Source organism: Ensifer sp. SSB1 (assembly GCF_016652895.1).
GTDB lineage: Bacteria > Pseudomonadota > Alphaproteobacteria > Rhizobiales > Rhizobiaceae > Ensifer.
Genome location: NZ_JAEPRP010000002.1, coordinates 59,334 through 78,886 on the forward strand (window position 1 = coordinate 59,334; position 19,553 = coordinate 78,886).

Below are 19,553 nucleotides of genomic sequence, written 5' to 3' on the forward strand. Positions count from 1 at the left end.
ATCATGTCTGCGCCGGCGTTAGCTTTGGCGGTTCTTGGCGTTGCCCTTGGGCTTGGTCTTGGCTTTGAAGCCGCCGTCCTTGCCGCCTTGCGGCTTGTCCTTCTTCTTGCTCCAGGGCTTGTCTGCGCCCTTGGCTGGCGGCCGGTCCTCGGTGTAGGCCGGTCCTTCGGAGTATCCGGCTTTCTTCTCGAACTTGCGCTTCGGCTTGAAGTCGCCGCGGTCGTCATTACGAGGAGCGTCGTCGGAATAGGGGCGCTTCTTGGCAAAGCCCGGCTTATCCTTGGAGAAGCTCGGCTTGTCCTTGGAATAGGCAGGCTTTTCCTGGCGCTGCTGCGAAAGGTCAGGCGCACCGGCGAGCGGCTTCACGCGGATGCCCTTTTCCAGCATCTTGTCCTTGCCGATCGCCGACAGGAAGCGTTCGGCGCCTTCGGCCGTCATCTCGACGAAGGTCTCTTCCTGCTGCATGCGGATCGCACCGATGTCGCGCTTGGTCAGCTTGCCGTGGCGGCAGAGCATCGGGATCAGCCAGCGCGGTTCGGCGCTCTGCTTGCGGCCGACCGAGAGCGAGAACCAGCTGCCGTCGCTGAAATCGGCCCGGTCGGCGCCGAAGTCCTCGCGCGGTGCACGATCATCGCGCGGTGCGCGTTCGTCTCGGCGCGGCTTGGCGCCGACAGCGACTTCGATCAGGTCTTCCGGAGCGGACCGTCCCGAACGGAACTGGCGCACGAAGGCGGCGGCCATCTGTTCGGCGCCGTGGCGCTCGAGAAGCGCTGCCACGATCGCCTGCTCGTCCTCGCGGATCGGCTCGGCAAAGCTCGTATCGGCAAGCAGACGCTCGTCGTCACGCTGGCTGACTTCGTCAGCCGACGGCGGGCGTGCCCAGGTCGCGGTGATCCGGCCGCCGTCGAGCAGGCGCTCGGCCTTGCGGCGCTGGTTGACCGGAACGATCAGTGCGCTGACGCCCTTCTGGCCGGCCCGTCCTGTGCGGCCGCTGCGGTGAAGCAGCGTCTCGGAATTGGTCGGCAGATCCGCGTGAATGACCAGTTCCAGGCCCGGCAGGTCGATGCCGCGGGCAGCGACGTCGGTGGCTATGCAGACGCGGGCGCGGCCGTCGCGCATGGCCTGCAGCGCATGGGTGCGCTCGTTCTGGCTGAGCTCGCCCGAAAGCGCCACCACCGAGAAGCCGCGATTGTTGAAGCGGGCGGTCAGATGGTTGACGGCGGCACGCGTCGAACAGAAGACGATGGCGTTCTTCGCTTCGTAGTAGCGAAGCACGTTGATGATCGCGTTCTCGCGATCGTTCGGCGCAACGGTCAGCGCGCGATACTCGATGTCGACATGCTGCTTCTGTTCGGAAGCGGTGCTGATGCGCACGGCATCGCGCTGGTAGTTTTTCGCAAGCGTCGCGATCGACTTCGGCACGGTGGCCGAGAACATCAGGGTACGGCGGTCTTCCGGGGATTCTTCCAGAATGAACTCGAGATCCTCGCGGAAGCCGAGGTCGAGCATCTCGTCGGCCTCGTCAAGCACGATGGCCCGCAGCGACGAAATGTCGAGCGAGTTGCGGCGGATGTGGTCGCAGAGACGGCCGGGCGTGCCGACGACGATGTGGGCGCCGCGCTCCAGCGTGCGCTTCTCGGTGCGCATGTCCATGCCGCCGACACACGAAGCGATGGTCGCGCCGGTCTCGCCGTAGAGCCATTCGAGTTCGCGCTTGACCTGCAGCGCCAGTTCACGCGTCGGCGCGATGGCGAGCGCCAGCGGTGCGCCGGCCGGTCCGAAGCGGCGCTCGCCGCCAAGCAGCGTCGGTGCCAGCGCCAGGCCGAAGGCCACCGTCTTGCCGGAGCCGGTCTGTGCGGAAACCAGCGCGTCGCGCTCGGCGAGTTCCGGGTCGCGCATCGCCTGTTGAACCGGCGTCAATTCGTTGTAACCGCGTTTTGCCAACGCCTCGGCGATCGCAGGCGCGATCCCTTCGAATTCAGTCATATCTTGTCTTTCGGATTTCGGTCGTCATGCCCAGGACGATCGGATCGTCATCGGCGCGAATTGCCGTGGCCAACACGTCGCGGGCCTGTCATGGCGCGCTACATACGCGCTCGCACGGTTCTTGTACAGGGGCGAAGGGTCAGGGGCCGGGCTCGTCGCTGCGCGCGCCGAATTCGTTGGGTCCCGGCTCCCCCGGCCAAAGGCAAAGGGCGAGGAAGACGACCGGGCTGAGAACGGGGATGAACAGACAGAGCGAGAGCGGGCCGGGATAGCCGATGTCGTGCAGGCGCTTGATTGCCAGCATGGCGATCGAGGGCAGGGAGACGATCGCCGAGATGGCGAACGCCAGTGTCCAGAGGGCGAGCGCCGTCTCGTATTCCTCGTTGGCAACCATCCTGGCGACGATGAAACCGCCGATCAGAAACCAGAACAGCCAGGAGAGAAAGAAGGGCAGACGGCCGATGCGGCCGGAGGGGCTGAAGAACAGCCAGGTCATACTCGGCTGCGGCCCCTCCGGTGTCATCGCATCAGTCTCGGAGCAGTTCGTTGATACCGGTCTTCGAGCGGGTCTTTTCGTCGACGCGCTTGACGATGACGGCGCAGTAGAGGTTCGGTGCGGGCTGGCCGTTGCCCATGGTCGAGCCCGAAGGCATCGAGCCTGCGACGACGACGGAATAGGGCGGAACTTCGCCATAGGTCACTTCGCCGGTGGCGCGGTCGACGATCTTGGTTGACTTGCCGATGAACACGCCCATGCCGAGGACCGAGCCCTCACGCACGATGCAGCCTTCGACAACTTCCGAGCGGGCGCCGATGAAGCAATTGTCCTCGATGATCGTCGGGCCGGCCTGCATCGGCTCCAGAACGCCGCCGATGCCGACGCCGCCCGAGAGATGCACGTTCTTGCCGATCTGGGCGCAGGAGCCGACGGTTGCCCAGGTGTCGACCATCGTGCCTTCACCGACATAGGCGCCGAGGTTGACGAAGGAGGGCATCAGGATCGCGTTGGGGGCGATATAGGCCGAACGGCGCACGACGCAGTTCGGAACGGCGCGGAAGCCGGCTTTTTCGAATTCGTTGACGCTCCAGCCATCGAACTTCGACGGCACCTTGTCCCACCAGACGGACTGGCCGGGGCCCCCCTTGACGATTTCCATCGGGTTGAGCCGGAAGGACAGGAGTACCGCCTTCTTCAGCCACTGATTGACCGTCCACACACCATCCGCGCCGCGTTCGGCGACGCGGACCTTGCCGCTATCGAGCAGGTTCAGAGATGTTTCCACGGCGTCGCGCACCGCGCCACGCGTTCCGGTGTTGATGGAATCGCGGTCTTCAAAGGCGGTCTCGATCGTCTGCGACAGGGAGGCGAGGTCGTGGTTGTTCATCGGAATTCCTTAAAGTTCGGCGGTTATCCTGCGAAAGCTCTACTGCATAATTCCTTAAATCGGAATCGATTTAAGGACAAAAACATGCAGCAGTTCAGAGTGCTACAGCGACCTCGCGGCCTTGAAGGGAACGCGGCGCTGTAGAGCGTGATCCTGAAAAGTTGAAGGGCTTTTCGGGTTCATGCGCCCCGCCGGGGCTTGGCAAGTCTCGGCGAGTCCGGCACTACAGCGCCGCGCACCGGTGCAGGATGCGCAAGGGCCGCTGCGACGCGTTGATGCGTTTGCGACCTTCATGACCGAGGAAACAGGATAGGACGCGTCCGGACGAGATGCAGATTGTCCGGAACGCGACGGGAAAGACGACACTATGGCACGTATGAAGAAACGCGCGCTGCGCCGCAAGGATGGGGTCTGGGATCCGCTGGCCGACAGCACGCAGAGCCGCCAGCGCGCGCAGACGGTTCCGGTTACGCCGCAATCGGCCTCGCCCTCCTATCGCCTCGCCTATATCGACGACGATTTCCTGTGCCGCGAGGAGCTGCGCCCGATCCGCCTGCAGCTTGAGCTGCTGAAGACCGAAATGATGCTCGAAGAACGCGGCATCAACTCGACCGTGGTCATGTTCGGCGGCGCCCGCATTCCGGAGCCCGGCGGCGATGCCTGGGCGGCAAAGAATGAGACGCAGCGCAAGAACCTGGAGGCGGCCTCGGTCTATTACGAGGAAGCGCGCAAGTTCGCACGAATCTGCTCGGAACACTCGGCCAAGCTGGGTCACAAGGAATATGTCGTCGTCACCGGCGGTGGACCGGGTGTGATGGAGGCGGGCAACCGCGGTGCCGACGACGTCGGCGCCCCGTCGATCGGTCTCAATATCGTGCTGCCGCATGAGCAGGCGCCGAACCGTTTCGTGACGCCGGAACTGTCGTTCAACTTCCACTACTTCGCCATCCGCAAGATGCACTTCCTCTTGCGCGCCAAGGCCGTCACCGTTTTCCCCGGTGGCTTCGGTACGCTTGATGAACTCTTCGAAACGATGACGCTGATGCAGACCGGCCGCCTGGCGCTGGTACCGCTCATTCTGTTCGGCGAGAAATTCTGGCGCTCGATCGTCAACTTCGACGCACTTGCCGAGTTCGGCACGATCGCGCCCAACGACGTTGACCTGGTACAGTTCGTCGATACGGCGGATGAGGCCTGGGAGATCATTTCCCGCTTCTACGAAACTGTCGACCCAAAGTCGGTGCCGATGGCGAACGGACGACGTTAGCGTTCGCGGCCCGATCAGGCCCTCTTCGTCAGATGAAAAGACAATGCCGCGCGCCTAGCTGGCGCGCGGCATTGTCTTTTTGGGAGGATTGGTTTCTGGGAATTCACGCCTCCCCCTGGCGATCGCGTCCGATGCGAGGGGGAGGCGCCACGCAGACGACACGCTCCACCGGGCGGGAGAGCGCGTCGTCATCCGGGTTTAGATCTTCTTGGTGAAATCGGCGGCATCGATGACGCCGTCGCCGTTCTTGTCACGCCGCTTGAACATCGTCTCCGCGGCGCTCGAAACTTCGTTCGCGCTCAAGGACCCGTTACCGTCGGTGTCGACACGCTTGAAGGCTTTCGGCCGGAGACCCGGCAGCATGCCGGGGTGAACTTCCTTCAGCTTGGCAAGTGCTGCCTCGCGGTCGGTGCCGCTCTTGTCCTTGGCTTCGCGCCAGGCTTTGCGCGCCTCGCGGAAGGCTTCGCGTTTCGCCTTCATCTCGTCGGCGCTGATCTGGCCGTCACCATTGGTGTCGAAGGTCTTGAAATTGGCGGCGACACGCGCCTGGAACTCGTCCAGGCTGACCTTCTGGTCCTTGTTGGTGTCGAGCCGCTGGATCATGCGTTCGCCGCGCTGCTCGGGCGTCAGCTTCTCGCGCGCTGCAAAGGACGGGGCGGCCATTCCGGTGACGGCTACGGCCAGTGCGGTCACACCGAGGATCAGGGTCTTTTTCGGCATCATGCTTCCTTTCGATCGGGTTGTCCCTGATCGAAAGGATAGACGGAGCCGCGCGCCGCACCAGTTAAACTTTTGTAATTTAAGTCATTGGCCGAAAAGGGGTTTTTCAGCGGCCAAATTGTGTCGGGGCGGGTCGGAAATGTGCTTGCGGTCGTCCGCCCGCCGGTATCCCGCTCGAACTTGTGAGAAGCGATTTTGGGTCGATCCGACCCAAATGATCGTGACCTAGAGGCCGGTGACCAGACGGCGCAGGAAGCTGGTGAGATCTTCCGTCACGTAGTCGATCTGCTCGTCGGTGTCGTTCGACTTCTCCCAGGATTCGGCAAAGGTGTATTCGAGATTGCGCGGCACGAGCAGCACTGTCTTCATGCCCAGCGCCTTCGGCACCAGGAGATTGCGGGGCAGGTCCTCGAACATCACGGCGTTGCGGGTGTCGACCCGGTGCAGGCTCATGAACTTGTCATAGGTTTCGCCGGCCGGCTTCGGTACGAAATCGGCAGCGACGATGTCGAAGATGTCGTTGAAGTGGTCGAGGATGCCGAGCGCCCGCGCAGTCATCTCCGCATGGGCGACGCTGCCATTGGTGAAGATGAACTTGCGGCCGGGCAGCGACTTGATGGCTTCGCCGAGCGCCGGATCCGGCGGCACGATGCTGTAGTCGATCGCATGCGCCTGCTCGAGGAATTCATTCGGATCGATGCCATGGTGGACCATCAGTCCCTTCAGCGTCGTTCCGTGGTCGCGGTAGTAGTCCTTCTGCAGCTTCTTTGCGTCCGCCGGGTCCAGCGACAGCAGTTTCGCCACATAGGCCGTCATGTTGCGGTCGATCTGCGCAAACAGGTTGACGTGATGCGGATAGAGCGTGTTGTCGAGGTCGAACACCCAGTCGGTGACGTGGGCGAAGTCGGAATGGGTCGGCAGGCGGTCGAGCTTTTTCATGCCGCCTTATGACATGGGGAACGGTGGCGGCAAACGAGAAAATGCAAATCGCTGCTCGAGCCGCAATGCTGGTGCAAAGAATTCCACTTTGAATTGCTAAACCGGCGTGGCATCTTCGGCCCGCGGTTTTGGCATCAAGGATGCAGGCGCCAATGTCGGACGAACGTTTCTATCTGCTGTTCCTGTTTGGATTCTATGCGTTCACCGTCGTCACCTACTTTGCCCTCGGCTACGGCCTGACCTGGTTCAACCAACGCAATCCAGAGCGAAAGATCCAGAAGGGGCGCAGTTCCGACAAGCGCCGCAACGCTGAAATCCGCCAGAGCCTCGCATCGATGTTCAGCGCCTGCCTGCCGCTGACGATAGGCCTCTACGCCCAGCACAAGGCCTGGGCACCGGCCCCCTGGGCCCTCAGCTGGTGGGCCGCGGTGCCGCTCTTCGTGCTCTGCATGTTCCTCTACGACACCTGGTTCTATTTCATGCACCGGTTGCTGCACACCAGGTGGCTCTATCCGTTGCACGCCCTGCACCACAAAAGCGTCGCGCCGACGATCTGGAGCACCTATTCGGAGGATGTCTTCGACAACTTCCTGCTGCAGAGCTATTCGGCGGTCATCGTCTTCCTTGTTCCGTTCCCGCCCGCGATCCTCATCGGGCACCGGCTGTTCGAGCATTTCAACGGCATGTTCGGGCATTGCGGCTTCGAGTATTTCGCCGCGTCGACGGCGCGTTATCCGTCGCCCCTGCTGTGCACGACTTTCCACGACCAGCATCATTCCGCGTTCCGTTACAACTACGGCAACTATTTCTCCTTCTGGGACCGCGTGCTCGGCACGATCTCACCGCACTATGATCAGCGGGTGAAGACCTTCGAAGAAGAAGGGCCGTCGCTCACTCTCAAGCCGGTCAATACTCCGGTGGAGGCTGCAGAGAAGGCGGACTGAAACGCCAAGATCCGGAGTTCTTGGCAATAGCCGGACCTGTGTGCTAGATGGCTTGATCTTCCTTGAAACAGTGAAGCGATCCAACTCCCTGAAATTATGTAATTTCAGGTGACTGACCGTTTCACACTCTTCCTGAATTGCTCTCGCTCGCAGCCATGGAAACCTGGGTCCTCATCACCGTCGCCGCGGCATTCCTTCAGAATGTCCGCTCCGCCATGCAGAAACACCTGAAAGGCGTCATGGGCACGACGGGCGCGACCTTCGTGCGCTTCGGCTTCGGCCTGCCTTTCGCCTTCCTTTATCTGTTCCTGCTCTGGCAGGTGGCGGGCCGTCCGCTACCGGTGCCAAACGGCACCTTCTTCCTCTGGGCCGTCATCGGCGGGCTGGCGCAGATCGCCGCGACCTTCCTGCTCGTCCATCTCTTCTCCTTCCGCAACTTCGCCGTGGGCACGGCGTATTCGCGTACCGAGCCGGCTCAGGCGGCCCTTTTCGGGCTGATCTTCCTCGGGGAGAAGGCAAGCGAGGGCACGTTGGTGGCAATCGCCATCTCGGTCGTCGGCGTCATGCTGATCTCGGTGGCGCGCACCACCCTGAGCCCGCGCACGCTGGTGACCTCCGTATTCTCGCGCACGGCTGGTATCGGTCTGTTATCCGGCACCTTCTTCGGTCTTTCGGCCGTCTCCTACCGTTCGGCCTCGCTGGCGCTGGCGCCGAGCCTACCGGCGCCGGACTACGTGATGCAGGCGAGCTATACGCTCGGTTTCGTCATCCTTCTGCAGACTATCGTTATGCTTATCTGGATCGTGCTTCGCGAGCGTGACGAGCTGCCGCGTATCGCGGCTGCCTGGAAACCGGCCTTCATCGTCGGCTTCGTCGGGGCCTCTGCTTCCTTCGGCTGGTTCATGGCGATGACGCTGCAGCAGGCGGCCGTGGTCAAGGTCGTGGCCCAGGTGGAAATGCTCTTCACCTTCGCCTCGTCCTTCTTCATCTTCCGCGAATGGATCAACCGGTTGGAGCTCTTCGGCTGCCTGTTGATCGTTCTTGGCGTGGTGATGCTCGTCCTGATCTGAAAATAGACGCCCGAAAACCGGCGCCCTTGCGAATGCGGGCATGGTAGAACCGCCAGCATGTTGTTCGATCTTCCTTCCGACGAAACGCTCTACGACGCCTTGATTGCGCGAAGCACAGAGTACGAGGGCGCCGCCTTCGTCTGCGTCAAGACGACAGGCGTCTTCTGCCGCCTGTCCTGCCCAGCCCGTAAGCCGAAGCGGGAGAACACGATCTTCGTCGGCTCGATCGGCACCTGCCTGGAGACGGGATTCCGCCCGTGCCAGCGCTGCCGGCCGTTGGCTTCCATCCGCACCAAGGACCCGCTCGTCGAGGATCTCCTGCGGGCGCTGGAGGCAGCACCGGAACGCCGCTGGAGCGAAGGCGATCTCGTGCGCCGCGGGCTTGATCCTTCGACGGTCCGGCGCGCTTTCAAGCGCAGCCTGGGCATCACCTTCCTCGACCTTGCGCGCCATCGTCGCCTGGGGCTCGCTGCCCGCCAACTTGCCGATGGCGGCCGGGTGATCGATGCCCAGCTCGAAGCGGGATACCAATCGCCGAGCGGCTTTCGGGCCGCCTTCCAGCGCCTGCTCGGTGACGCGCCGGCGGCGGCTCAGGGAAGGGCCCTGCTTTTCTCCGATTGGATCGAAACGCCGCTCGGGCCGATGGTCGCGGTTGCCGACGCGACACATCTCTATTTGCTGGAGTTCCATGAACGCAAGGCGCTGCCGGCGGAACTGGAGGCGCTGAAGCGCGCGACGCGCTCGGCCATCATCCCCGGCAGGACGGCGCCGATCGACCAGATCGAAAGCGAGCTAACGGCCTATTTCGCAGGCGGGACGGGCGGGTTCCAGACGCCGCTCGCGCCCGGCGGCACGCCTTTTGAGCGCAACGTCTGGGCGAAGCTTGTGAAAATTCCCGTCGGCGGAACACGTTCCTATGGTGACATTGCCCGCGAGGTCGCTACGATCCAGTCCGCACGTGCCGTGGCCAAGGCCAACGGCTCCAACCGGATTGCCATTGTCATTCCCTGCCACCGTTGCCTGGGCTCGGACGGTTCCCTGACGGGTTACGGTGGTGGGCTCTGGCGGAAACAGTGGCTACTCCGGCACGAGGCGAAAGCGAAACCTGTCAGCCTGTTCGTGGAGGAAATGCAATGAACCAGAAGGAAAAGGCGCTCGCCTTTGCTGCTCTGCATCGGAAGGGCGATCCGGTGGTGCTCTACAACATCTGGGACGCCGGCAGCGCCAAGGCGGTGGCTGAAGCCGGTGCCAAGGCGCTTGCCACCGGAAGCTGGTCGGTTGCCGCTGCCCATGGGTTCGGCGATGGCGAGAAGGTACCAATGGCTTGGCTCGCCTATGTCTCGCGGCTGATCGTTGCCTCGACGGAGCTGCCCGTTTCCGTCGATTTCGAAGGCGCCTACTCCGAAGACCCGGCAACGGGCGCTGCCAACGTCTCCCGCATCCTCGACGTCGGCGCCATCGGCATCAACTTCGAGGACCAGGTGGTCGGCAAGGGCGGGGTGCATGCCGTCGAAAAACAGGCGGCGCGCATCCGTGCGATACGCGAAATGGCCGACCGTCGCGGCATCCCGCTGTTCATCAACGCCCGTACCGACCTGTTCCTACAGGAAGGTGATGAGACGCGGCACGCTGGCCTTGTCGACGAGGCGATCGGACGCGGCAGGGCCTTTGCCGAAGCCGGTGCCAACGGTTTCTTCGTGCCGTGGCTGGTTGATGAGGGTCTGATCGCCAAGGTCTGCGCCGCCTCGAACCTGCCGGTCAACATCATGATGCGCCCGGCCGCACCCGACCTGAAGTCACTCGCCCGCGCCGGCGTCGCGCGCATCAGTTATGGTCCTGGCCCCTACCGGGCGATGATGGAAAAGCTGAAAGCCGCGGCGACGGAGATCTATTCGCCTCGCTAGAGCCCAGGGCTGGGCGTGCCGTGCGGAGCATGGCGCGCCATCTTACCGCGAAATCGTACGGTTTCGGCCACAGCCTGGAAGCGAAATTTCCGCAATCTTCAGTTTTATCGTGTCTCTGGTTGGGGCCCTCCGGACATAGAGACACCCTATGAAGATTGTCCTTCTCAATCCACCGCATACGGCGATCGGGAGTCGCATTCCCGACGACCATCTTCCACCGCTTGGCCTCCTCGCGGTTGGTGGGCCGCTGATCGACGATGGCCACGAGGTGCGGCTGATCGATTGCGAATTCGGGCCGTTGAGCTTTGCCCAAATTCTCGAACGGGTGCTCGCAGATCGGCCGGAACTCGTTCTGATCGGTCATTCCGGCTCGACATCCGCGCATCCGACTGCCAGCCGCATCGCCAGAGAGATCAAGGCAGCCATGCCGTCGGTTCGGATTGTTTATGGCGGGGTCTTCCCGACGTACCATTGGCGTGACGTTCTGAGTGAAGCGGATGTCTTCGATTACGTCGTGCGGGGCGAGGGCGAAGAGACCGTACGGCGGCTCGTTCGTGCCTTGTCCTCCTCAGGATCGTTCAGCGAGGTTCCCGGCATTGCCTATCGTGAAGACGATGGCATGCCTGTTGCCAACCGGCCTGCAGAGGCGATCGCGGACCTCGACGCTTACCGCATCGGTTGGGAATTGATCGATCACCAGGACTACAGCTATTGGGGCGGAAAGCGAGCCGTTGTCTTGCAGTTCTCGCGCGGGTGCCCCCATCTTTGCAATTACTGTGGCCAGCGTGGCTTCTGGACACGCTGGCGTCACCGCGACCCGGTTGCCTTCGCGAAGGAAATCGCGCGCCTTCATCGCGAACAGGGCGTTGAACTGATCAATCTTGCCGACGAAAACCCGACCTCGTCACCCAAGGCTTGGCTTGCATTTCTGAACGCGATGATCGCCGAAAACGTACCGGTGCAAATCGTGGGCTCGACACGCGCCGACGATATCGTGCGCGACGCCGATATCTTGCATCTCTACCGCAAAGCCGGAGTCGTCAGTTGGTTACTCGGAATCGAGAACACCGATGGCGCGACCCTGAAGCTGATCAAGAAAGGCGGAACCGTCACCAGCGATCGGCAGGCGATCGCCCTTCTGCGCAAGCACGATATCCTGTCGATGGCGACATGGGTCGTCGGCCTCGAGGAGGAGCGCCTGAGGGATCTGTGGCGAGGCCTCCGACAGCTGCTTTCCTATGATCCGGACCAGATCCAGGCCCTGTATGTGACGCCGCACCGGTGGACGCCGTTTTTCGGCCTGGCGAAGGACCGGACGGTTATTGAACCCGACATTCGGAAGTGGGATTACAAGCATCAGGTGCTGAAAATGAAGCACCTGCATCCGGCGGTGCTATTCTGCTGCGTCAAGCTGATCGAGGTTGCGATCCAGGCGCGGCCGAAAGTGTTGGCGCGTATCTTCCTTCATCGTGACCGTCAGCAGCGCCACTCCATGCGCTGGTATACCCGCATGGGGCGGAGGGTCTGGCTCCATGAACTCTACGAGTTCATGTTCCGACGCCGCCATCTCTATGCCGGGCCTTCACTTCAGGCATTCTGGGGAGCGCCACAGGAGGCGGAAGAAGAAAGCATGCTGCCGCCGCACAGACCGCGCCCGAAGAAAATGGCCACCGCCTAGAGGAGTTCCGGGAACGGAAGCTTCCGCGCCCCGGAATTGCTAGGCATGAACTGCATGGTGCTGGATCACTCCATCGCTCGCTGAAGCGATGGAGTGATCGCGTCATCAGGGCACGATCAGCGTGCCGGCGCCGCGTTCGGTGAAGATTTCGAGCAGCACCGAGTGCGCCGTCTTGCCGTTGAGGATGACGACGCCCTGCACGCCGGCCTTGATCGCGTCGATGCAGGTCTCGACCTTCGGGATCATGCCGCCGGAAATGGTGCCGTCGGCGATCAGCGCGTGGGCCTGGGAAACCGAAAGTTCCTTGATCAGGTTGCCCTGCTTGTCGAGAACGCCCGGAACGTCGGTCAGGAACAGGAGGCGCGTGGCGTTGAGCGCACCGGCGATGGCACCGGCGAAGGTGTCGGCGTTGATGTTGTAGGTGTGGCCGTCACGACCGGGCGCCACCGGCGCGATGACCGGGATCATCTCCGAGCGGGCGAGCAGGTCGATCAGCGTGCGGTCGACTTCGACCACTTCGCCGACGAAGCCGAGATCGAGCACGCGCTCGATGTTGCTATCCGGATCCTTGATGGTCTTGCGCGCCTTTTCGGCGAAGACCATGTTGCCGTCCTTGCCGCAAAGGCCGATCGCCCATTCGCCCGTCTGGTTGATGAGCGCCACGATCTCCTTGTTGATCGAGCCCGCGAGAACCATCTCGACGATCTCGACCGTCTTTTCGTCGGTGACGCGCAGGCCGCCTTCGAACTTCGATTCGATACCCATCTTCGTCAGCATCGCGCCGATCTGCGGGCCGCCGCCGTGCACGACGATCGGGTTGACGCCGGACTGTTTCAGAAGCGCGATGTCGCTGGCAAAGGCGCGCCCAAGCTCGCTGTTGCCCATGGCGTGGCCGCCATATTTGACGACGATCGTCTTGTTCTCGTAGCGCTGCATGTAAGGCAGGGCCTGGGTGAGCAGGCGTGCCTGGATTTCACTTTCATTGGCGGACATGGCGGACCCTCGAAAAATACCGGCTGCTGTTTAGCGCAAGTTCCGGACCGATGGAATGATCGGCGAGCAAGATAAAGCCGGAATGACAGGGCTGGTGCTCGGCGCATCGTGCCCTACCTTGCCGACAGGTGTAAACCAGCAGGGAACGTGATTGACGAAGCCCGCGATTTGTCTGATCCTGCTGCGGATCCGGAAAAATTGGCGGTTTTCAAGCGCAAGGGGCAGGTGGATCGATGTCTGCATGGAGGAGCTTGAAGGACCGCAACACTGTGTGGCGAAGGTCTTTTTCACCGGGAACCGGAGGAGTCTTCGTCACCGCTGAACACGATGCGGTCTTGGTTGAGGCGTAGCCTCATGACGGTACGAGAGCGTAGGGAGCGATGACAGCACCAACCCCAGAGGGCCGGGATTTCCGCCGCGACGAAGTGATCGCCGGGGAATATGTTCTTGGCGTTCTGTCCGCCGATGATCGCCGCAAGGTCGAGGCTCGCCTTGTCTCGGATCGCAACTTTGCCGCCATGGTCGACCGTTGGCAGAGCAACCTGTCTTCCTTCAATGAAGCCTACGAGGTGCTTGCACCGTCGCCCCGAATGCTTTCCGCCAGCGAGCGGCGGTTTCTTGAACAGTCGCGACCCGCACCAATGGGGCCGCCACGCGGAGGACTTTGGCGTTCGCTGCCGCTGTGGCGCGGTCTCGCGCTGGCTTCGCTCGCAACGCTGACGGTGATCGGCGCATCCATGGCCGGCCTATTCGACGCGCCGACGACTAAGGCGTCGCTGGTGGCCGAATTATCAGGCAAGGGCAACGGCGCGATCGATCTCGTCGCCCGTTTCGATCGGGTTACGGGTCATCTGAAAGTGACGCCGATCGCTACCGTCCAGCCCGAGCAGAAGTCCCTTGAACTCTGGCTCGTCAACGGCAGCAATCCTGCGATCTCGCTTGGCGTGCTGCCGCAGACGGGTGAGGGCGAAATCGCCGTGCCCTCCCTGTACCAGCAGCGAATGTCTGCCGGTTCGGTCTTCGCCGTCAGCGTCGAGGCCTCTGGAGGATCGCCGACCGGGCAGCCGACCGGGCCGTTTATTGCGCTCGGCAAGGCGCGAAAGTTCTGATCTCGATCACAGGGGCCGAAGGAGGTTCCATGATCAGCAGGCGTGTGTTCTTGATGGCAGGTACCGCCTTCGCCGCGGCCGTGGCAATCCGCGGCCTTGCGCCTTTTGCCCGGGCGAGCGCGACACAGACCTTCGAGATCGTCAAGACAGATGCGGAGTGGCGGGCGATCCTGACGGACGACCAGTATCGGATCCTGCGGCACGAGGATACGGAGCGCCCCTTCACCAGTGCCCTCAATCACGAAAAGCGCAAGGGTGTCTTTCGATGCGCCGGCTGTGCGCTTCCGCTCTACTCCTCCGAGGCGAAGTATGACAGCGGCACAGGCTGGCCAAGTTTCTGGCAGTCGCTGCCCGGTGCGGTGGCGACGCGAGATGACACGTCCCTGCTCACGACCCGCACGGAATGCCATTGCCGCCGCTGCGGCGGACACCTGGGCCATATTTTCGACGACGGCCCGCCACCGACCGGCAAGCGCCATTGCATCAATGGCCTGGCGCTTGCCTTCGTACCGGCGGTCAAATCAAGCTAGACACTGCCGGCTGGAGCGCCTTGAGTCCGGTGTTCCCCGGGTCTTAGAACGACCCGGCCGGCGGCGAGGCTGCCGCGGCACCGGAGAGTGCCGCCTGCAGCTTCTGCTCCTGCTCTGGCGAAAGCGACGTCTTCAGGACGCGGCCGCGCAGGTCCGGGAATTCGGCGAGCACCTTCTCGGGCTGTACCTTGCGCACGAGAATGAACAGCGCCGAGGAATTGTTCGGGATGGTGTTGCCCAGCGATTTGATGAACTCGTCGTCGATGCCGTAGTCGGTCAGCGAGCCGGAGAGAGCGCCGGCACCGGCGCCGAGTGCACCGCCGATCGCAAAGCCTGCCAGCGGGTTGAGGAAGAGGAGGCCGACGAGCCCGCCCCAGATCGAACCGGAGAGCAGCCCGGACGTCGCGCCGACGGCGGTCAGGTTCAGGCTCTGCTTCAGATGAACCTTGCCTTCCGTGTCGCGCACGACGACGACCGCGTCCTCGAGGTCGATCAGGTATTCCTTCTTCAGCCCGGCAAGCCGGACCAGAACCTTATCAGCTTCCTCGGGGGCATCGAACCCGACAACGATCAAATCGGACATGTCTCTCTCCTATCTCTGGCCGCGCCACCGAACTGGACGCTACGCAGAGATAGAGCGGATTGCATGTCGGGGTAGTGACAGAGATCAAAGACTTTGAGGTGATCGGTCTTGTCGGGAGCGCGCAACTCGGGGCGCGCTCCGAACGAAAGCCGGAATTACCCTAGCGCGTGATCGCGGTATTGATCGCGGCGCGCAAGTCCTCGATGCCGTCGCCTTTTTCCGAAGACGTCGAGAGAACCTCCGGGAAGGCTGCCGGGTGCTTCTTGATCTTCTCGAGCGTCTCGGCGATCAGCCTCGGCACGCCGGCTGCCTTGATCTTGTCGGTCTTGGTCAGGACGATCTGGTAGGAGACAGCCGCCTTGTCGAGCAGTGCGAGCACGTCTTCATCGTTCTTCTTGATACCGTGGCGGGAGTCGATCAGCACATAGACGCGCTTCAGCGTCGAGCGGCCGCGCAGATAATCGAACACCAGCTTGGTCCAGGCGTCGACCTGTTCCTTCGGCGCCTGGGCATAGCCGTAACCGGGCATGTCGACGAGCGCCATCGGTGGCAGGTCGTCGGCCTCGCCGGAATAGCCGTCCGGCACGAAATAGTTGAGTTCCTGCGTGCGGCCCGGCGTATTCGACGTTCTCGCCAGTCCCTTGTGTCCGACCAGAGCGTTGATCAGCGACGACTTGCCGACATTCGAGCGACCGGCAAATGCGATCTCCAGCGGGCCCTCGGGCGGAAGGAACTTCATCGCAGGCACGCCGCGAATGAAAATCCACGGCCGGCCGAACAGCGGCTTGTCGTCTTTGGTTCTGGTTTCGGCCATCGGCGGTCGGTCCTTCATCGAGAAAGCTCATGGCTTCCCGGTTTTGGCCGTGGATGTCAAGGCGTCGGCGTGCGGACCGGTCGTGTGGGAATGGTTTGCACCCGCCGGAACTCGTTGAGCAGGTAAGCAAGCAGCGCCAGAAAGATGAAGGCGCCGCCGATGATCGTCCGGCCGCTCGGCACTTCACCGTGGATGATCGCGACCCAGAGCGGACCGAGCACGGTCTCCGCCGTGCCGAGCAGGGCGGCGAGCGCCGAGGGTACAAGCCGGGCTCCGGTGACGAAGAGCGCCATACCAAGCCCGAGGTTGAAGGCGCCGAAGACGAAGAGCAGGGCGAGCTCGCCTGAGGTCACCGCAAGTCCGGACGATTGGCTTGCCGCAATGGCGCTGGCGGCGAAGCAGCCGAAACACGTAGCCGGCGTCATCCGCACATGCGGATAGCGGCGGGTGATGACGGTCGCCAGCGCGAAGACGATGGGGATGAGCAGCGCCAGCGCATCACCGGCCGGCGAAACACTGCCCGTGAGGCTCTCCGAAACCATGATCGCGACGCCGACGATGACGGCCGTGATCGCGCCCCAGGTAAAGCGCGAGACCCGTTCGCGAAACAGGACCCAGCTCATCAGAGCAGCAAACAGCGGCACGCCGGCGCCAAGCAGCACGACATTGGCGATGGTCGTATAGGAAATGGCGATGATGAAGGAGGTCGAGGCGATGGTGAAGCAGAGCCCGACGGCAATGCCAGGCCAGCCCATGTCCTTGAACAGGGCCAGCGTGCCGCGTGGTCCGTCGCGCACCAGCATGAAGGCCAGAAGAAACAGGCCGGCAAACAGGCAGCGCCAGAAGACGATCGTCCAGCTGTCGGGGATCTCCAGGAAGCGAGCGATGGCCCCGCCGAAACTCCAGAAGAAGGCAGAGCCGAAGACGAGCAGGGCGCCAAGCTTCTCGTTGGCAGCGAACGGAGCGGAGGTGGCCGACGGGTCGGTCATGGCAAATTGTCCTGGAGCGGAAGCGCAGTGATTTCAATATCGCCTGATGCCCGTGCTGCGCGCCCGCGTCAACGTCATTGCGTGTCGCGCGATGGCACCGAAACGAAAAAGCCCCGGACCATGGTCCGGGGCTTTGGGATTGTCATATCGTCCGGCGTCACTCCGCCGGTTTGGGTTTCTTCGAAAACAGGCTCTTCAGGTTGTCGAAGAGTTCGATCTTCACGCCCTGGCGCTTCATGATGATCGACTGCTGGAGCACCGAAAGGGTATTGTTCCAGGCCCAGTAGATCACGAGGCCGGCCGGGAACGATGCCAGCATGAAGGTGAAGACGACGGGCATCCAGGTGAACAGCATCGCCTGGGTCGGGTCCGGCGGCGTCGGGTTCATGCGCATCTGCACGAACATGGTGACACCCATGATCAGCGGCCAGACGCCGAGATGCAGGAAAGTCGGGCCATCGAACGGCAGCAGGCCGAAGAGGTTGACGATCGTGGTCGGATCCGGCGCCGAAAGGTCGTGGATCCAGCCGAAGAACGGCGCATGGCGCATCTCGATGGTGATGTAGATCACCTTGTAGAGCGCGAAGAACACCGGGATCTGGATGAGGATCGGCCAGCAGCCCGCCAGCGGGTTGATCTTCTCTTCCTTATAGAGCTGCATCATTGCCTGTTGCAGACCCATGCGGTCGTCGCCGAACTTCTTCTTCAGTTCCTCCATCTTCGGCTGAACCTTCTTCATGTTCGCCATCGATGCGTACTGCTTGTTGGCGAGCGGGAAGAAGAGGCCCTTGACCACGATCGTGGTGATCAGGATCGCGATGCCGAAGTTGCCGAACAGACGGAAGAAGAAATCCATCATTTTGAACATCGGCTTGGTGATGAAGTAGAACCAGCCCCAGTCGATCAGCTTGTCGAAGTTGGGGATCGAATAGGCCACTTCATAATTGTCGACGACGGGAACTTCCTTGGCGCCGGCGAAGACGAGGTTCTTGACCTCGGACGTCTGGCCGGGGGCCACGGTCACGGCGTCGCTCTTGTAGTCGCTCTGGTAGCGGGGGCGTCCGTCGGTGAAGTGCGTGAAGCGCGTGTCGTACGGCGTTGCCTGCGGCGGAACGATTGCCGCTGCCCAGTACTTGTCGGTGATGCCGAGCCAGCCGCCGGTCGCCTTGCCGGGTTCGACGGACTTCTCGTCCTCGATCTTGCCGTACTTCAGTTCCTGCAGGCCGTGTTCGCCGAGCACGCCGATGAAGCCTTCATGCAGCACGTAGACGCTCGGCGTCGTCGGCTTGTTGAAGCGGGTCACACGACCATAGGACGAAAGCGCGAGCGGCTCGGCCGTGTCGTTCTTGATGCTGTCGACCACCTGGAACATGTAGTGGTCGTCGACCGAGACCGTGCGGGTAAAGGTGACGCCCTTCTCGTTGGTGAAGGTCAGCGTCACCGGGGTCGCAGCGGTCAGCTTGTCGCCACCCGAAAGCGTCCAGACGGTCTGCGGGCCCGGCACGCTGCCGGTCGCATCGCTGCCGACATAACCGAGTTCGGCGAAGTAGCCGTCGGTCGTCTCGGCAGGGCTGAAGAGCGTGATGACCGGGCTCTGCGGATTGACCGTTTCGCGGTATTCCTTGAGCTTCAGGTCGTCGAAGCGTGCGCCGGTCAGGTTGATGGAGCCGGACAGGGCCGGCGTGTCGATCGCAACGCGGGCCGACTTCGCAATCGCCTGGTCGCGGTTTTCACCAGCGCCCGGGATAGCGCCGCCGCCCGGCAGGGTCTGGCCCGGCGTCGCCGGAGTCGGAGTTGCCGACTGCGACTGCGCCTGTTGCGCCTGCAGGGCTTCCGCGGCGATGCGTTCCTTTTCCATCTTCGGATTGACGTAAAGGAACTGCCAGGCAATGAGGATCAGCACGGACAGGCCAATCGCCACGAAATAGTTGCGGTTTTTTTCCATCATGGTTTCCTGGAACCGGCCGGCGGCCGCTTCTGTTTCGGCTTGTTTTCGATGCGCTCGCCAAGCCCCCGGGTCAAGGCGTCGAAGGGGGCATTCAGGAGATCGCGTCGCGCGACAATCACATAGTCGTGTCCGGGTTTCATTGCAAACCCGGCGGAAAGCCGCACCGCCTCTTTCAGGCGTCGGCGCATCCGGTTTCGCTCGACGGCATTGCCGTGTTTCTTGGTAACGGTGAAGCCGACGCGGGCTTCGCCTTCCGGATCGTTGCGGTCGAGCACTTCGAGGAGAAACAGCGGGCCTCTACGGCTTTCTCCTGCCCGAACGGCCAAAAACTGCGGACGGCTTTTCAGCCGCCCGACAGTCGTTTTGTCTTTATCTGACGTCATGTGCCCGGACACTGGTTTCGGGCAACTTCGGCTTAAGCCGAAAGACGCTTGCGGCCACGAGCCCGGCGGGCTGCGAGGACCTTCTGGCCACCCTTGGTAGCCATACGCGAACGGAAGCCGTGACGACGCTTGCGAACAAGCTTGGACGGTTGGTAGGTACGCTTCATTTATTTAATACCGCGGTGTGCGGCCCTTCTTGGGTTTGCGTGTAGCAAGGAGCGTTTACGTTACCGGACACGGCTCCGCCTTGCGGGCAGGAGGGCTTGACCGGACGTGCGCGGCTTATAAGAGGAAATTTCCCGCAAAGTCAA

20 protein-coding genes are annotated in these 19,553 nt (G+C 62.5%); 8 read left to right on the forward strand and 12 right to left on the reverse strand.

The window, feature by feature from the left end; all coding sequences use genetic code 11:
• Positions 1-18: 18 nt before the first annotated feature.
• From I8N66_RS00775 to dapD, 3 genes are all read right to left on the reverse strand, one after another.
• A complete protein-coding gene (locus tag I8N66_RS00775; RefSeq protein ID WP_291148508.1) occupies positions 19-1,986 on the reverse strand; it encodes a DEAD/DEAH box helicase in 1,968 nt (655 codons plus the stop codon).
• A gap of 139 nt (positions 1,987-2,125) precedes the next feature.
• Complete coding sequence (locus I8N66_RS00780; protein ID WP_291148511.1) at positions 2,126-2,509, reverse strand: DUF805 domain-containing protein; 384 nt, start codon at positions 2,507-2,509, stop codon at positions 2,126-2,128.
• Positions 2,510-2,513: 4 nt separating this feature from the next.
• Positions 2,514-3,371 (reverse strand): 2,3,4,5-tetrahydropyridine-2,6-dicarboxylate N-succinyltransferase, encoded by an 858-nt coding sequence (dapD, locus tag I8N66_RS00785; protein WP_113536591.1) that lies wholly within the window; start codon positions 3,369-3,371, stop codon positions 2,514-2,516.
• Between the two features lie 367 nt (positions 3,372-3,738).
• On the opposite strand from dapD, the gene I8N66_RS00790 reads away from it, so the two are divergent.
• Positions 3,739-4,638: an LOG family protein gene (locus I8N66_RS00790; protein ID WP_113536590.1), complete on the forward strand. Its 900-nt coding sequence runs from the start codon at positions 3,739-3,741 to the stop codon at positions 4,636-4,638.
• Positions 4,639-4,836: 198 nt separating this feature from the next.
• On the opposite strand, the gene I8N66_RS00795 is transcribed toward I8N66_RS00790, so the two are convergent.
• Together I8N66_RS00795 and I8N66_RS00800 are read right to left on the reverse strand one after the other, a co-directional pair.
• Positions 4,837-5,358, reverse strand: coding sequence for an EF-hand domain-containing protein (locus tag I8N66_RS00795; protein WP_291148516.1), 522 nt, complete (start codon positions 5,356-5,358; stop codon positions 4,837-4,839).
• A 225-nt stretch (positions 5,359-5,583) separates the two neighbouring features.
• Complete coding sequence (locus tag I8N66_RS00800; protein ID WP_113536588.1) at positions 5,584-6,297, reverse strand: pyrimidine 5'-nucleotidase; 714 nt, start codon at positions 6,295-6,297, stop codon at positions 5,584-5,586.
• Positions 6,298-6,449: 152 nt separating this feature from the next.
• Here I8N66_RS00800 and I8N66_RS00805 point away from each other — a divergent pair, with 152 nt between their 5' ends.
• The 5 genes from I8N66_RS00805 to bchE all read left to right on the forward strand — a co-directional run bounded on the left by I8N66_RS00805 (position 6,450) and on the right by bchE (position 11,893).
• Positions 6,450-7,241, forward strand: coding sequence for a sterol desaturase family protein (locus I8N66_RS00805; RefSeq protein ID WP_113536587.1), 792 nt, complete (start codon positions 6,450-6,452; stop codon positions 7,239-7,241).
• A 155-nt stretch (positions 7,242-7,396) separates the two neighbouring features.
• On the forward strand, positions 7,397-8,311 hold the full coding sequence (locus tag I8N66_RS00810; protein ID WP_113536586.1) for a DMT family transporter: 915 nt from the start codon (positions 7,397-7,399) through the stop codon (positions 8,309-8,311).
• Positions 8,312-8,368: 57 nt separating this feature from the next.
• On the forward strand, positions 8,369-9,448 hold the full coding sequence (locus I8N66_RS00815; RefSeq protein WP_113536585.1) for a trifunctional transcriptional activator/DNA repair protein Ada/methylated-DNA--[protein]-cysteine S-methyltransferase: 1,080 nt from the start codon (positions 8,369-8,371) through the stop codon (positions 9,446-9,448).
• Positions 9,445-10,215 (forward strand): isocitrate lyase/phosphoenolpyruvate mutase family protein, encoded by a 771-nt coding sequence (locus tag I8N66_RS00820; RefSeq protein ID WP_291148525.1) that lies wholly within the window; start codon positions 9,445-9,447, stop codon positions 10,213-10,215. The genes I8N66_RS00815 and I8N66_RS00820 overlap by 4 nt, the downstream gene beginning before the upstream one ends.
• A 148-nt stretch (positions 10,216-10,363) precedes the next feature.
• Complete coding sequence (gene bchE / locus I8N66_RS00825) at positions 10,364-11,893, forward strand: magnesium-protoporphyrin IX monomethyl ester anaerobic oxidative cyclase (protein WP_291148528.1); 1,530 nt, start codon at positions 10,364-10,366, stop codon at positions 11,891-11,893.
• A 105-nt stretch (positions 11,894-11,998) separates the two neighbouring features.
• On the opposite strand, the gene argB is transcribed toward bchE, so the two are convergent.
• On the reverse strand, positions 11,999-12,886 hold the full coding sequence (argB, locus tag I8N66_RS00830; RefSeq protein ID WP_043616836.1) for an acetylglutamate kinase: 888 nt from the start codon (positions 12,884-12,886) through the stop codon (positions 11,999-12,001).
• Positions 12,887-13,266: 380 nt separating this feature from the next.
• Between argB and I8N66_RS00835 the strand changes: the two genes are divergently transcribed.
• Together I8N66_RS00835 and msrB are read left to right on the forward strand one after the other, a co-directional pair.
• On the forward strand, positions 13,267-13,995 hold the full coding sequence (locus tag I8N66_RS00835; RefSeq protein ID WP_113536582.1) for an anti-sigma factor: 729 nt from the start codon (positions 13,267-13,269) through the stop codon (positions 13,993-13,995).
• Between the two features lie 29 nt (positions 13,996-14,024).
• Positions 14,025-14,525 (forward strand): peptide-methionine (R)-S-oxide reductase MsrB, encoded by a 501-nt coding sequence (gene msrB, locus I8N66_RS00840; protein WP_113536581.1) that lies wholly within the window; start codon positions 14,025-14,027, stop codon positions 14,523-14,525.
• Positions 14,526-14,568: 43 nt separating this feature from the next.
• Here msrB and I8N66_RS00845 read toward each other — a convergent pair whose 3' ends face one another.
• The 6 genes from I8N66_RS00845 to rpmH form a co-directional block, all read right to left on the reverse strand.
• Positions 14,569-15,108: a DUF1269 domain-containing protein gene (locus tag I8N66_RS00845; RefSeq protein ID WP_113536580.1), complete on the reverse strand. Its 540-nt coding sequence runs from the start codon at positions 15,106-15,108 to the stop codon at positions 14,569-14,571.
• A 160-nt stretch (positions 15,109-15,268) separates the two neighbouring features.
• Complete coding sequence (yihA, locus tag I8N66_RS00850; protein WP_113536770.1) at positions 15,269-15,922, reverse strand: ribosome biogenesis GTP-binding protein YihA/YsxC; 654 nt, start codon at positions 15,920-15,922, stop codon at positions 15,269-15,271.
• 56 nt (positions 15,923-15,978) lie between these two features.
• A complete protein-coding gene (locus I8N66_RS00855) occupies positions 15,979-16,911 on the reverse strand; it encodes a DMT family transporter (protein WP_223726298.1) in 933 nt (310 codons plus the stop codon).
• A 157-nt stretch (positions 16,912-17,068) separates the two neighbouring features.
• Positions 17,069-18,856, reverse strand: coding sequence for a membrane protein insertase YidC (yidC, locus tag I8N66_RS00860; RefSeq protein ID WP_291148543.1), 1,788 nt, complete (start codon positions 18,854-18,856; stop codon positions 17,069-17,071).
• On the reverse strand, positions 18,856-19,254 hold the full coding sequence (gene rnpA, locus I8N66_RS00865; protein WP_057248057.1) for a ribonuclease P protein component: 399 nt from the start codon (positions 19,252-19,254) through the stop codon (positions 18,856-18,858). Before rnpA ends, yidC begins: the two co-directional genes overlap by 1 nt.
• A 20-nt stretch (positions 19,255-19,274) precedes the next feature.
• On the reverse strand, positions 19,275-19,409 hold the full coding sequence (gene rpmH / locus I8N66_RS00870; protein WP_077962533.1) for a 50S ribosomal protein L34: 135 nt from the start codon (positions 19,407-19,409) through the stop codon (positions 19,275-19,277).
• Positions 19,410-19,553 lie beyond the last annotated feature (144 nt).

Bases quoted from the DNA above. Each gene is read 5' to 3' on its own strand.
- I8N66_RS00775 (WP_291148508.1), bottom strand. From the start codon at position 1,986: ATGACTGAATTCGAAGGGATCGCGCCTGCGATCGCCGAGGCGTTGGCA.
- I8N66_RS00780 (WP_291148511.1), bottom strand. From the start codon at position 2,509: ATGACACCGGAGGGGCCGCAGCCGAGTATGACCTGGCTGTTCTTCAGC.
- dapD (WP_113536591.1), bottom strand. From the start codon at position 3,371: ATGAACAACCACGACCTCGCCTCCCTGTCGCAGACGATCGAGACCGCC.
- I8N66_RS00790 (WP_113536590.1), top strand. From the start codon at position 3,739: ATGGCACGTATGAAGAAACGCGCGCTGCGCCGCAAGGATGGGGTCTGG.
- I8N66_RS00795 (WP_291148516.1), bottom strand. From the start codon at position 5,358: ATGCCGAAAAAGACCCTGATCCTCGGTGTGACCGCACTGGCCGTAGCC.
- I8N66_RS00800 (WP_113536588.1), bottom strand. From the start codon at position 6,297: ATGAAAAAGCTCGACCGCCTGCCGACCCATTCCGACTTCGCCCACGTC.
- I8N66_RS00805 (WP_113536587.1), top strand. From the start codon at position 6,450: ATGTCGGACGAACGTTTCTATCTGCTGTTCCTGTTTGGATTCTATGCG.
- I8N66_RS00810 (WP_113536586.1), top strand. From the start codon at position 7,397: ATGGAAACCTGGGTCCTCATCACCGTCGCCGCGGCATTCCTTCAGAAT.
- I8N66_RS00815 (WP_113536585.1), top strand. From the start codon at position 8,369: ATGTTGTTCGATCTTCCTTCCGACGAAACGCTCTACGACGCCTTGATT.
- I8N66_RS00820 (WP_291148525.1), top strand. From the start codon at position 9,445: ATGAACCAGAAGGAAAAGGCGCTCGCCTTTGCTGCTCTGCATCGGAAG.
- bchE (WP_291148528.1), top strand. From the start codon at position 10,364: ATGAAGATTGTCCTTCTCAATCCACCGCATACGGCGATCGGGAGTCGC.
- argB (WP_043616836.1), bottom strand. From the start codon at position 12,886: ATGTCCGCCAATGAAAGTGAAATCCAGGCACGCCTGCTCACCCAGGCC.
- I8N66_RS00835 (WP_113536582.1), top strand. From the start codon at position 13,267: ATGACAGCACCAACCCCAGAGGGCCGGGATTTCCGCCGCGACGAAGTG.
- msrB (WP_113536581.1), top strand. From the start codon at position 14,025: ATGATCAGCAGGCGTGTGTTCTTGATGGCAGGTACCGCCTTCGCCGCG.
- I8N66_RS00845 (WP_113536580.1), bottom strand. From the start codon at position 15,108: ATGTCCGATTTGATCGTTGTCGGGTTCGATGCCCCCGAGGAAGCTGAT.
- yihA (WP_113536770.1), bottom strand. From the start codon at position 15,922: ATGGCCGAAACCAGAACCAAAGACGACAAGCCGCTGTTCGGCCGGCCG.
- I8N66_RS00855 (WP_223726298.1), bottom strand. From the start codon at position 16,911: ATGACCGACCCGTCGGCCACCTCCGCTCCGTTCGCTGCCAACGAGAAG.
- yidC (WP_291148543.1), bottom strand. From the start codon at position 18,856: ATGGAAAAAAACCGCAACTATTTCGTGGCGATTGGCCTGTCCGTGCTG.
- rpmH (WP_077962533.1), bottom strand. From the start codon at position 19,409: ATGAAGCGTACCTACCAACCGTCCAAGCTTGTTCGCAAGCGTCGTCAC.